12 protein-coding genes are annotated in these 12,689 nt (G+C 51.2%); 1 reads left to right on the top strand and 11 read right to left on the bottom strand.

Annotated features, from left to right (window positions below):
- Window positions 1–33: 33 nt before the first annotated feature.
- Both BMW55_RS00885 and BMW55_RS00880 read right to left on the bottom strand, forming a co-directional pair.
- Entirely contained in the window at window positions 34–513 is a 480-nt protein-coding gene (locus tag BMW55_RS00885; RefSeq protein WP_244527389.1) for a PTS sugar transporter subunit IIA, read from the bottom strand.
- A 30-nt stretch (window positions 514–543) separates the two neighbouring features.
- A complete protein-coding gene (locus tag BMW55_RS00880; protein WP_089964481.1) occupies window positions 544–1,674 on the bottom strand; it encodes an aminopeptidase in 1,131 nt (376 codons plus the stop codon).
- A gap of 180 nt (window positions 1,675–1,854) precedes the next feature.
- Between BMW55_RS00880 and BMW55_RS00875 the strand changes: the two genes are divergently transcribed.
- Window positions 1,855–2,358, top strand: coding sequence for a GAF domain-containing protein (locus BMW55_RS00875; RefSeq protein ID WP_089964480.1), 504 nt, complete (start codon window positions 1,855–1,857; stop codon window positions 2,356–2,358).
- Between the two features lie 79 nt (window positions 2,359–2,437).
- Here the strand turns inward: BMW55_RS00875 and BMW55_RS00870 are convergent, their stop codons facing one another.
- The 9 genes from BMW55_RS00870 to BMW55_RS00830 all read right to left on the bottom strand — a co-directional run bounded on the left by BMW55_RS00870 (window position 2,438) and on the right by BMW55_RS00830 (window position 12,683).
- Window positions 2,438–4,108: a DUF4179 domain-containing protein gene (locus BMW55_RS00870; protein WP_089964479.1), complete on the bottom strand. Its 1,671-nt coding sequence runs from the start codon at window positions 4,106–4,108 to the stop codon at window positions 2,438–2,440.
- Entirely contained in the window at window positions 4,092–4,652 is a 561-nt protein-coding gene (locus BMW55_RS00865) for an RNA polymerase sigma factor (protein ID WP_089964478.1), read from the bottom strand. The genes BMW55_RS00870 and BMW55_RS00865 overlap by 17 nt, the downstream gene beginning before the upstream one ends.
- A 115-nt stretch (window positions 4,653–4,767) precedes the next feature.
- Window positions 4,768–5,529 (bottom strand): GntR family transcriptional regulator, encoded by a 762-nt coding sequence (locus BMW55_RS00860; RefSeq protein ID WP_211663642.1) that lies wholly within the window; start codon window positions 5,527–5,529, stop codon window positions 4,768–4,770.
- Between the two features lie 162 nt (window positions 5,530–5,691).
- The gene (gene nagB / locus BMW55_RS00855; RefSeq protein WP_089964477.1) at window positions 5,692–6,429 is read right to left on the bottom strand and encodes a glucosamine-6-phosphate deaminase; all 738 of its coding nucleotides are present in this window, start codon (window positions 6,427–6,429) and stop codon (window positions 5,692–5,694) included.
- Window positions 6,416–7,612 carry an N-acetylglucosamine-6-phosphate deacetylase gene (nagA, locus tag BMW55_RS00850; protein ID WP_089964719.1) on the bottom strand — a complete coding sequence of 399 codons (1,197 nt, stop codon included), beginning with the start codon at window positions 7,610–7,612 and terminating at the stop codon, window positions 6,416–6,418. The genes nagB and nagA overlap by 14 nt, the downstream gene beginning before the upstream one ends.
- A gap of 255 nt (window positions 7,613–7,867) precedes the next feature.
- Window positions 7,868–9,550 carry a sugar phosphorylase gene (locus BMW55_RS00845; protein WP_425283806.1) on the bottom strand — a complete coding sequence of 561 codons (1,683 nt, stop codon included), beginning with the start codon at window positions 9,548–9,550 and terminating at the stop codon, window positions 7,868–7,870.
- Complete coding sequence (locus BMW55_RS00840; RefSeq protein WP_089964475.1) at window positions 9,547–10,701, bottom strand: glycerate kinase; 1,155 nt, start codon at window positions 10,699–10,701, stop codon at window positions 9,547–9,549. Before BMW55_RS00840 ends, BMW55_RS00845 begins: the two co-directional genes overlap by 4 nt.
- 72 nt (window positions 10,702–10,773) lie before the next feature.
- On the bottom strand, window positions 10,774–11,592 hold the full coding sequence (locus BMW55_RS00835) for a sugar phosphate isomerase/epimerase family protein (RefSeq protein ID WP_089964474.1): 819 nt from the start codon (window positions 11,590–11,592) through the stop codon (window positions 10,774–10,776).
- A 26-nt stretch (window positions 11,593–11,618) separates the two neighbouring features.
- Window positions 11,619–12,683, bottom strand: coding sequence for a zinc-dependent alcohol dehydrogenase (locus BMW55_RS00830; protein WP_089964473.1), 1,065 nt, complete (start codon window positions 12,681–12,683; stop codon window positions 11,619–11,621).
- Between the last annotated feature and the right edge of the window lie 6 nt (window positions 12,684–12,689).

Here is a 12,689-nt window from a genome sequence, read left to right as displayed (position 1 = left end):
CTTCCGTCGTCAAGGAAAGAAGCCCGGCGAAATCTATTTCTTTGGCTCTGCGGTTGCCACCAAGGTTGTTCCGGCAATCAATTTTCCTTGATTCTCAATCTGTAGTTGCCAGTCCGCCGATTGCGGAAAAATAATGGGGCTGACCGGGGATTTGCCTTTCTCCTTAATCTGCTCGATGTCAAAGGTAAGCAGTTTTTGCCCGGCTTTTACTTGATCCCCTTCCGACACATGGGCCGTAAATCCTTCCCCGTTTAGCTCCACTGTGTCGATGCCGACATGGACCAAGATCTCCAAACCCTTGGATGTCTTCAGTCCCAACGCGTGTTTCGTCGGGAACAAATGGATCACTTCCCCGTCCACGGGGGATACGACTTCTCCGTGTTCGGGGTTGACAGCAAAGCCGTCACCCATAATTTTTTGCGAAAAAACCTGATCAGGAACTTGTTCCAACGGCAAATACTCTCCCGTAATCGGAGCCAAGATCTCCACTTTTTTCTTGCGCCAGAAAAGCAATCGGATTCTCTCCTTTCGGCTGACATGAGCTTATAATGAACCGGTGTTCTTCAGGTTTTCCGGATTGAGCGGAATGAGATCATCCACCACGAACAGGCCGTCTTTGCGGATCAGCTCGCCGTCAAAGTAAATTTCCCCGCCGCCGTAGTCGGAGCGCTGGATGGAGACCAGATCCCAGTGAATGGCGGATCGGTTTCCGTTATCCGCCTCTTCATAAGCTTGACCCGGAGTAAAGTGGAAGCTTCCGTTAATTTTCTCATCAAAGAGGGTATCTTTCATCGGATGATGGATCGATGGATTGACTCCAAGGCTGAATTCACCGATGTATCGGGCCCCTTCATCGGAATCCAGGATTTGGTTGAGCCGCTCGGTATTGTTGGCAGTGGCTTGAATGATCTTTCCGTCTTTTAACTCAAAACGGATGTTTTCAAACGTGGTTCCCTGATACACCGTCGGAGTGTTAAAGGTGATGACACCGTTCACCGAGTCGCGCACAGGAGCTGTAAACACTTCTCCGTCCGGTATGTTGTTTTCTCCCGCGCATTTGATGACGGGAATATCTTTGATGGAGAACGTGAGATCGGTTCCCGGGCCCACAATGCGCACTTGATCCGTTTGTTCCATCCGTTTCACGAGCGGTTCCATCGCTTTAGCCATCCGTTCATAGTCCACGTTGCACACTTCAAAGTAAAAGTTTTCAAACGCCTCCGTGCTCATGTTGGCCAGCTGGGCCATCGATGCGTTGGGATAGCGCAAAATGACCCATTTGGTATGCTTGACTCGTTGTTCGCTGTGGACGGGATGGTTGAACAGTTTCATGTACAGGCGCATATTCTCGTCCGGCACATCGCTCAATTCGCTCACGTTATCGCCGCTGCGAATCCCGATATAGCAATCCATCGCTTTCATCTGTTCCAAAGCATACTTTGCCATCGTCGTCAAATGCTCTTCCGAGGTACCCAAGAGCAGGGCACGGGTGATCACATGATCATGAATCTGTACATAGGGAAAACCACCTGCATCATAGACGGCTGCGATCAGAGCACGTGCCAGTTCGCGCTCAGAGCCGAATACGTCGATCAGAACGCGCTCCCCTTTTTGCACGCGGCAGGAGTGTTCGACAAGAATTTTCGCTAACTTGGCCACACGTTGATCACGCATAAAAGAATCCCCTTTTCTTATGTACTTGCACAGTGTAAAATGACTCGAGTAGACCTTTCTTATTCTATCATGGTTTCAATCTTAATAAAATCTACTCCCGCCTTTAACAAAGTTCACACATGTTTCATCAGGCAAGCCCGTGGGTAGGAGAGTAGAAAGATTCCAACAGGAGGCCGTCTCATGTTTGTATTTGAAGAAATCAAAGGAGATAAAGCGACCCGCTATCAGCATATGCTCAAACAAATCACCCACCTGCTCGAGGGAGAAACCGACTGGCTGGCTAATCTGGCCAATGCTGCCTCCCATCTGTACAACTCATTGGATCAGGTGAACTGGGCAGGTTTCTACCTGATGAAAAACGGCGAATTGGTGCTGGGCCCCTTTATGGGCAAACCGGCTTGTGTCCGTATCGCTGTCGGGAAAGGGGTTTGCGGAACCGCTGTCGCCAAAGACGAAACCCAGCTGGTTGAAGATGTGCTGAAATTTCCCGGCCACATCGCCTGCGATGCTGCCACCCGTTCGGAAATCGTCATTCCGCTCCGGGTGAACGGAAAGATCATCGGCGTCCTGGATATCGACAGCCCCGCGGAAAAACGCTTCGACCAGGAAGACAAAAAGTACCTGGAAGAGTATGCGGAAATTCTGCTGAAAAGCACCGACTGGTCCCCGCTCCTCGATCAATAGAAAACCCCTCGCTTTTTTCTGCGCCAACCGGTCACCAAAAAAGAAGACTTCCCGCAGATGTTGCAGGAAGTCTTCTTGTTTAGCGCGGGTTCGGATGAGCGGGCGGGATGGGAATCCGGAAGTTTACATTTTTGTATTCTTTGGCGAGGATGGGGCGGATCATCAGCTTTTCGGGTATTCGATCCATGTGGATTTCAATCGTTTTCAATGTCTGGTTCCTCTCTAGTCCGTCACGAACGCCGTCTATCCCGCCTGTACGTCTCATTTCATAGGTTTTCCCTGTTTCATCCTGGATGATGAAAAATGGATCTGCCAATTTCGATTGGTCCTGATATCGTTCCTCGATGATGATTTCAGCGAATTTTTGTAATTCCTCTTTTTCCAGTTTAAAGCTCTTAATCACAAAGGTACTGCCATCGGCCTGCATCTTCGCCGGGAGCTGACCGGGTTCAAACGCCAATACAAAATCGGCAGGTTCGTACCTGACCACGCTGTCCAAAATGAAAGTAAGCTGTTTGGTCTCGGGGAAGGGCTGGTAATGGACCACATATTCTCCTCCGGAAGTTTTTCCGTAGGTGGTGAGGGATTGTACTTTTGGTTTTTCATTTGCATTTCTGCCGGGAGCATAACTTTGCGCAATTAACCGGCCATGTTCATCCACAATGCGGTAACGGATGTCTGTCTCAAGCAAGCGAAATTCTTTTGCCATCAAGTTACCTGGATATTCTTTTTCAATTCTCTCCCGCTCACTCTGCACCAGATTTTTGCTCAATGTCAATTTGGTCATGGTCGGCGTGTAGGCAATTTGCTGGACACCGGCTTCGACTCCGTGTGAACTAAATTTTTTATTGATTTTATAGACGTTGGCAGCTTGTTTGGGCTTAGTCAAATCGATGGGTATGGAAAGCTTCCAGTTGCCTTTGACTTGGCCGATCTGCCTTGCCTCCAGCTTAAAATAAATTTGGTTCGGCAGGTCTTCGGGTAAGTGATCGAAAACGTATGAGCCTATCTTCTTTTTTTCTTGATCCCAGCGAGAGAGTTGCACCATCCGTTTTCCTTTCTCGTCGGCCAGAAATACCAGCGTTTCCAGCGGTTTCAATTTTTCTTCTGTAATCGGCTCCCCATTTTTCTTCCACTCCTCAATCACTGTCCTCCGATAGCCAATGGGATCGAGATATTGAGGATCGATCACCTGTCCGTTTTTATCCAACAATTGGTACGAAACCAGGATTCTGTTCGTATCGGCCAGAATATCTTCAATCCGCAATGTAATGCCGTTGTCCGTCACTTCGATGCCCTGTTTGTTAAAAGCATTTTTCACATTTTTTTCGCTGATTCCGAGAAAGCGTCCCAGATCCTTGACGTAGGAAAAACCTAAGTACTCGGCAAACGTGGGCGACGCGATCGCTCCGGCCGCCGTAAGCACCACCAGCCCGGCGGCAGTGGCCGCGATCATTTTTTTCATCTTTTTCCCTCCCGGCTGAGACGGAACTTTTCGTTCAGACCAGGCTGTCGGGCGGCTGTCTTTTATTTTTTCTCTCACTGATGCTACAAACGATTCATCCAACGGCTCGGGAAGCGGCTCATATTTGGCCAATTGGGTAAACATCCGAAACTCATGCCGGCTCTCTTCATACCGTTTTTTGCAATGAACACAGTTTTGGATATGTTTGGCTATTTCCGCCGTTTCTTCTGCTGTGCATTCTCCTTCTGCACAGGCCATGATCAACTCTTCAGACAAGCATTTCATCGGGCTTTCCCTCCTTTGCACGGGTGCTGAACTGCTTTTTTAATTTCTTTTTCGCCCGATAGAGATAGTTCCTCACAACTTTCACGGTGATTTCCAGGACATCACTGATTTCCTGGTAGCTCAGCCCCTCATGATATCGCAGCAAAAGGACAGCCCGATAATTTTCTGGAAGCCGGTCCAGCTCTTTTCGATACAAAAGATAATCCTCTTTGCGGATGAAAACCGTTTCCGGAGTTTCCCGATCCACGAATGGTTCAGCTTCCAGTGAAACTTCTTTTCTCTTCTGCTTGCGAGACTCGTTGTAGCACAGATGGATGGCGATTTGATAGAGCCAGGAAGAAAATCTTCGGTCCGGCTGAAAGGAAGCCAAATGTTGGTACGCCCGCAAAAAACATTCTTGCGTCAAATCTTTGGCGTCTTCGGTTCTTCCCATCATCCGGTACAACAAAAAATAAATCCGGTTCATATATTTGCGCACCAAATGATCATAAGCTTCCAAGTCTCCGTTCAACACTCGTTTGACCAGCAACGAATCTTCTTCCATCGACTTCAATCCTCCTTTAAGCAATTCCGTCTATAATACAACCGGGGCGAAAAAAAGTCTCACTTCAGGCAAACAAAAAGGAACAACCTGAGTGGTTGTTCCGTGATCGGTACCGTTACGCTCTCAACAGCACCTCGTATTTATGAATGTCGGTTCTGTAGATACACTTGGTATACTCGATCACCTCATCCCGGTCCGTATAAGTAGTCCGGCTGAAGAGCAGGGCGAGCGATTCATGTGGCAGACCGAGTAGTTTGCTTTCATATTCATTCAGTTTAATCGGTTCAATCGTTTGGGTTCCGTAAACGGGAACCAGGTTGTACTTCTCTCTGAAAACCTTGTATAAAGAGCCGTCTTCCAATTCATCACGGGTGAGATCCGCCATCTTGTCATAGTTCAACCAAACCGTTTCCAGAGCGAAAGGCAGACCATCTACGATGCGGAGCCGTGCAATTTCCAGCACTTTGTCTTGATGAGGCGGCATTTGCAGTTTATTTTTGATGCCGACCGTGGCCGGGCGCACCTCAAAAGACAAAATCCTGGTCTGAACCTTCAAGCCTTTTTCTTTCATCTCTTCCGTAAAGCCGCGAAGCTGGTTGAGCTGATGTTTGGGTTTGGGTTTGGCAACAAAAGTTCCCTTTCCTTGTTCGCGGTACAAGACCCCTTCATTGACCAGTTCCATGACGGCTTTGCGGGCAGTCATCCGGCTGATCCCGTGGATTTCGCACAATTCCCGTTCGGGAGGTGCCGCATCGCCCGGTTTCAGCTCCTCATTTTCAATCATCTCACGCAAAATTTCTTTTAATTGATAGTATAGGGGCAGGGGACTGTTTTTATCTACTTTTCTCATCATTTTCTTCACGCTTAACCCTCTCATCCGAAGGGCCCTCCCGGCAAATGTTCCCCTGTTCGGGGGCTACCATCGGGATCACTTGCTCTGCCGGAAGCAGCCCATCCACTTTTGTTGGCCTATCTACCATTATACTGTATGTCGTCGAGCGAAGTGGAAAGTAATTGGCTTTATTCTCCCGCTCCCTCGTTACGGGAATACATATAAGCGGGAACATGCTTCTTCATCAGCAATGATTGTCACATGGGGATGTGTTTTTAAAACGGAAGCCGGCAACTGCTCGGTGACTTTTTCCTCAAACAGGCGGCGCAGAATGTCGGCCTTGTTCCGTCCGTTCACCAGGAGCAGGATCTCCCTGCTTTTCATGATGGTGCCGATTCCCATGGTAACGGCATGGGTCGGCACTTCATCCGGGGAGCCGAAATACCGGCTGTTGGCCTCTCTCGTCGTTTCAGCCAGTTGAACCACGTGAGTGAGCGAGTCAAACGGGGTTCCCGGTTCATTAAAACCGATATGACCGTTTAGGCCAATGCCCAGGATCTGAATGTCAATCCCGCCTTCCGCTTCGATCAGCGTCTCATAACGCCTGCACTCCGCTTCCAGATCTGCGGACATCCCGTTGGGAAGATAGGTTTTCTCCTTGGGAATGTCAATATGCTCAAACAGGTTTTTGTTCATGTAATAGTGGTAGCTGCTCGGATGTTCAGGAGACAGACCCACATATTCATCCAAATTAAAGGTGGTTACATGGCGGTAACTGGTTCCGTTTTTGCGATGATCCTCAATCAGTTCCCGGTAAACTCCTGTCGGAGTGCCGCCTGTGGCCAGTCCCAGCTTGATGTTGCGCGCCCTTTTCACTTTCCCGATGATCCGTTCAGCCGCCATCCGGCACAGTTCCTGATAGTCTTTGGCTTTAACCAGTTGCATCGCGGACTCCCTTTCGATCGTAGGCAACTTTGCCGGAGCACAGGGTCAGTTCCACTTCCCACTCGTCGTCAATCACGACCAGATCGGCGTCTTTGCCCACGGCAATACTCCCTTTCCGGTCAAATAAACCGAGTTCTTTGGCAGCATTGGACGAACACATCCGGATAAGCTGGGGGATGGAGCACCGGGTAAACTCTCTCATATTTTTGATCGCATCCTTCATTTTTAAAATGCTTCCCGCCAGCGTACCGTCCGCTAATCTCGCATCCTGCTCCGTCACATACACGGTTTGCCCGCCCAACTCGTACGTTCCTCTTTTCAGACATTTGGCCCGCATGGAATCGGTGATCAGGATCATCCGTTCACTTGTGATCTGATCAAAGGCGATTTTCACCATCTCCGGCCGGCTGTGAATACCGTCGGCGATCAGCTCGACCATCAGTTCTTCGCGCAGAAATGCGGCTCCGACAACTCCCGGATCACGGTGATGCAACCCGCGCATTCCGTTATACAGATGGGTCACATGCGATGCCCCTGCCCGGATGGCTTCCACGCACTCATCATAAGTGGCATCCGAATGACCGATGGAAGCGATCACACCTGTCTCGCGAAGGTATTTCGCCAATTCGAGCCCTCCCTCTTCTTCGGGAGCCAGGGTGACCAGCTTGATATGGCCGCCCGCAATGGATTGCCAGTGTTGAAAGAGTTCCACACTGGGGTGAATGATGTATTCAAGAGGCTGAGCTCCTGACCGTTTGGGCGACAAAAACGGCCCCTCGAGATGAATGCCGGCGCACTCCGCTTTTCCGGGGGCTTGATGATGGGCGATGTAATCGGCGGCATTGGCAAGTGCCCGTTCAATCGATGGTTGGCTCTGCGTGATCGTGGTTGCCAAAAAGCAGGTCGTACCCTCTCTCGGCAGTGCAGTTGCCATTTGATCCAGCGCGCGGGTGGTGGCATCCATCGTATCCGCCCCGTCAACTCCGTGAATGTGGACATCGATCATTCCCGGGATAATCTTGGATCCTTCCGGAAGTGGAACGACGGTATACCCGGTCGTGTCGGTCAATTCACTCACCGAGCCGATCCCGGCAATTTTCCCGCCGGCAATCTTTATATAACCATCAGCGATTTCGTTCGTCTCTGTAAAAACCGTTCCATTCATCAGAATGATGGGCTCCATCTCAAACATGGTCTCGCCTCCATGGGAAGGTTGCTTTCTAATTGTAGTTTATCGCTTATAAAGTATAGTTGTCTATACCAATTTGATTGAATGATAAATGGAGTTTCCCCGGCAGCACCCGTACGTTCGGGCATCAACCGGTTCCGGACTCAGACAGGAGGACCCCTCAATTTCCATAAAAAAAAGCGATATCAGGCACCGGTTCCATGCTGACATCGCTTGAGTGATTCCTGGCGAAGCTTTTTTAACTTTTTCTCAACTGCATTTTACCCACATCGCTTGATAAGGTTTAAGAACGATCTGCTTATCAACCCTTTGGTTGCTGATGAGATCCCGGCCGGTGTATTCCATCCGGAAATGAACGGTTTCATCGGAAACATTGATGAGGGCCGCGATCTGCTCGCCTGTTTCTTCATTGGTTCTGAGAATGGAAAAGACGCGGTCATCCAGGAAGAGGACCTCTTGTTTGGCCCGGGGGCTGAAAGCCGACTGTTGTCTTCTCAGCCTGATCAACTCACTCAACTGATGAAAAATCTGTTTGCGTACCGGATTGGCCTCAAGCTCCGCAACCAACACATCTTTGTCCAGTTTTTCGCGGTTAATGCGCCGATTGATCCCGGATCTCACCATTCCTTGGGTATCATTGCGGGAGCCGAGCAGACTGTGGATATAAATCCCCGGTACTCCGACGACCGACAGCAGAATGGCATGGGCAGCCAAAAAGCGCTTCACCCGAAGTTCATCCGATTCGTCCGGATGCGTCAAAGCATCGAGATAGGTAATATTCAGCTCATAAGGGCTCCTCGTTCCGTCCCCGTTATCCTTGTATGAAACGCGTCCTCCGTGCTGCAGGGCCTTGTCCACCATCCACTGCTTCTCCGCTTCGGATAAGATCCCTTCGACCGGCCTCACGCCGATCCCGTCATGGGAAGCCAAAAAGTTGAAAAAGGTCGTGTTGGGAGTGGTCGGTTCCAGGCTGGCAGCCCACTCCAGCAGCTTGCGGGCATTTTTTGCATGAAAGGAAAACAGGGTCAGCGGCGGTAACGGGAATTGGTATACCATATGTGCTTCATCATAACCATTGCCGAAGTAGCTGATATTATCCTGATGCGGAACATTGGTTTCGGTGATGATGATGGTTCCCGGTGCGGCAATGTCCAGTGCATCCCGCATCAGTTTGACCAGAGCATGAGTCTCTTCCAGGTGCATGCAAGGGGTCCCTGATTTTTTCCAGGCAAACCCGATGGCATCCAGCCGGATCAACCGTGCGCCATTGTGGGCATACATCAGCAATATATCCAAGATTTCCAGCAATACTGCAGGATTTTTATAGTTAAGATCAATCTGGTCTTCGCTGAAGGTTGTCCAAATATATTTGAGGCCGTTCTTCGTCTCAAACGGGGTCAGAAGCGGCAAGGCGCGCGGCCGGATAACCATGCTGGTATCTTCATCGGGATCCGCTTCCAAAAAAAAGTCGGCATATTTTGGTTCACCTCCTAAATATCCTTGAAACCACTCACTGCTCCGGGAAATATGATTTACCACCGCATCAAACATCAAATCGTAATCTTCGGCCAAATCACGGACATCGGACCAGTCGCCCAAATCGGGATTAACTTTCCGGTAATCGACGACCGAGAAACCATCGTCGGAAGTATACGGATAAAACGGAAGGATATGAACGGCAGTAATCGTCTCTTTTGCATATTGATTTAAAAATTCACGCAGGGTCTGCAGCGGAATTTTGTCTTTGCATCTGATCGAGTCGCCATAGGTGATCAAGATGACATCGTTTTCCGTTACCCACGGTTTGGGCGTACAACGCCGAGCCGCATATTTTTCCAGCAATGATTCGATGCCGGCGAACACTTCGGCGCTTTTTTCCCCATACAGCAATTGAAGTTTGTGCAGCATCTTCTGCTTCTTTTCCTCATTCACGATTTGCATGCTCCTGATTCCTCCGATTTGACATGTAACAGCCGGATCGTATTCTCCACGGTGCGCAGAAGATTTTCCGCTCCGCGGGCCAATGCTTCATCCAACGTACAGGGCTTGGAGATAATGCTGTGAACGGACAGCAAGCCTTGTTCATACAATCGTTCATATCCGGGCAAGACACTGCCGGCAAAAGCGATGACCGGGACATTTGCCTTTCTCGCGCGCTTGACGATTCCGGCGATCACCTTTCCGTCCGGGGTCTGGTCATCGATCTTCCCTTCCCCTGTCAGCACATAATCGGCTCCGGTAAGTTTGTCTTCAAAGGAGAGGACATCCAACACCAGATCGATGCCCGGAACCAATTGGCCGCCGCACAATAACAAAGCAGCTCCCAGACCGCCCGCGGCGCCCGCTCCCGGAACATGGTGCAGGGAGACTCCTGTCTGCTTCCGCACAATATCCGCAAAATGTGTCAAATTGGCCTCCAATTGGCTCACCATTTCCGGAGTGGCTCCTTTTTGCGGCCCGAACACATGACTCGCCCCCCGGGGGCCCACCAGCGGATTGCTGACGTCACAGGCGATCTGAATGGTGATTTGCCGGAGACGGGGATCCAGACTGCTGAGATCGATCCGGGAGACCTCACCCAGACTGCCTCCGCCAAATGCGACCGGTTTATGGTTCGCATCGTACAACTTGGCTCCCAGGGCCTGCAGCATGCCGGCCCCGCCATCATTCGTCGCGCTGCCGCCTATGGTGACAATGAGCTTTTCAATGCAATGGTCCAATGCAGCCTTGATGAGCTCACCCGTTCCATAGGAGGTGGTCAGAAGGGGGTTCCGTCTGGCCGGCGGGACGAGCTGGAGGCCGCTCGCCTGAGCCATCTCCACCACCGCTGTCCGGCCATCTCCCAAAATGGAATACCTGGCCGGAACCGGATCGCCGAGCGGACCCGTCACCCGGGTTTCAACCATTGTTCCCCCGGTGGCATAAGTGAGAACGTCCAGCGTTCCCTCCCCGCCGTCTGCCACTGGCAGGAGCAGGGTGTCCGCATCGGGGAATACGCGATGGACAGCCTCTTTCATCACCAGCGCCGCTTCTTTGGCCGTCATACACTCTTTAAAAGAATCAGGTGCCAGCAGAAATTTCATTATCCTTCCCAACCCTCTCATTTCTTTCAACGGAACATGATCATCATGCCCCGTTCCCGATGAAATGGCCCTTCATTCCCTTTCCTCTTCACCCGCTTGCCGGAGACAGGATTGGATGTATTTTACTGATTTCCGGTAGGCCTCTTCTGCCGGCTCACCCAGCACCCGGCATTCAAAAGCCATGTAACCGGCGTAGCCGATCTCATGCAGCACTTTAAAACCGGAAACGAAATCAAGGTGGCCATCGCCTGGCTGATAGCGATGGCTGTCCGCCAGATGGATGTGCCCGATATATTGTTGAGCCGCCCGCAAGCTCGCCTCCACGCTCGCTTCCTCGATATTCATATGGAAAAAGTCGGCGGTCACTTTTACATTGGAGAAATTCCCTTCCTCAATCAGGCTGACTGCATCGGACAGCTTATTCAGCATATGGTCCTCATAGCGGTTGAGCGGCTCCAAATACAAATAAGTTCCTGTCTCTTGTGCCGTCCGGTTGAGTTGAGCCAGTGAATCCAACAAAATCCGGCGATCCTCTTCTTCCGAGCGCGGCGGAACCAGGGGAGGCAGTCTCCTGGAAAACATTCCCCACGCTGCGGGGACAATGATCCCCTGTCCGGCGATTTCGGCCACATGTTTTAAAATCTCGCTGATATCGGCAATGGCCTGCCGGCGTTTCTCCCGATCAAAATCCCCAATCCACCCGCGGTATCCGCCGCAAGCCGTACAGACAGGCACACCGGTCTCTCTGATGGCCTGTTTGATTTCCGCAAAGCGCTCGATCAAGACTTTTCCATCCACTTCAAATGCCGCAAATCCCATGGACTTCACGAACTGCAGTTTTTCGGCAAACTGATCCGGGAAAAACGGCTTGTCCTGCGTAGCCAATCTCATTCCATTCACCTCATCCGCTTCGGGGCTTATTCTGAATCAAAGGCTACTCCCAATTTAATGCTTAATTCCGGATGCCTGTCCACGTACTCCATGTAGGCCTCCGCCGATTTTTCAAACGGAACCACCGGGGACACAATCTCTTCGCAATCAATCAGCCCGGAACGGAGCATTTCCCAGCAAACATCCTCGATGCGCCGCCGGTTCCAGCGCGGATAGTCCGGATTGGGTTCGCTGGCGGCGCGGGAGAACACGATTTTGGCGTTATTGAAATGGGCTTCCCGCCCGAGATTCAGGCCGCCTGTAAACTCCCGGGCCCAGCCGACGTATGCGATGGTTCCGCCGTAAGCCAGGCCGCGCAAAGAAGCCTGCAGTGCATGGACGTTGGCGCTGGTTTCAATGATGACATCCACCCCTGTTTTGCCGGTCGCCTTTTTCAACTCCAACCCCACGTCCTGGGTGAGCGGGTCGAACGCTTCATCCGCCCCCGCCTTGAGGGCGACTTCCCGCCGGACTTCAATCGGGTCCACTACCGCCACATAACTGGCCCCGCATTTTTTGGCGATTTGCGCGGCAATTTGCCCGATCGCGCCTAAGCCGATGATCGCGACCCGGTCGCCCGGGCGCATATGCGAATCGCGAATGCCCCCCAGGGCAAATTGGGCCGGGTCATAGCAAACAGCGTTTTTCCACGACATGCCCGGCGGCACTTTACGCAACCGGTAATTGTCAACCGCATTTACGATCTGTGTCTCACGAATGCCGCCGTAGCTGCACACCATCTCTCCTGCTTGGAAATCCGTCACTTCAGAGCCTGCTTCGGTGATGACCCCAACCCATTGATTGCCCAAATTCCATTCGCCAAACTTCACTCCTTGGGGCTCGCCCGGTGACCGGGGGAGAAACAGTTGCCACTCTGCATCATACTGTTCGTTCAAAAAGGGGGTTTCTCCCCGGAAATCGGCCAATTCGGAACCGTGTTTCGGAGATGCGTATTTCACTTGGACCCGTACCTCATGAGGCATGATTTCTCTGTCCTCATAAGGAAGATGTTCCGCTTTTCCGGGAGCCACTGCGACTAGCTGTTTAACCATCATTCA

Origin of the sequence: Lihuaxuella thermophila, assembly GCF_900110165.1 — a bacterium.
GTDB classification, from domain to species: domain Bacteria; phylum Bacillota; class Bacilli; order Thermoactinomycetales; family Thermoactinomycetaceae; genus Lihuaxuella; species Lihuaxuella thermophila.
The sequence above is the reverse complement of the archived record's forward strand: the minus strand, read 5'-3'. Positions and strand labels throughout refer to the sequence as shown.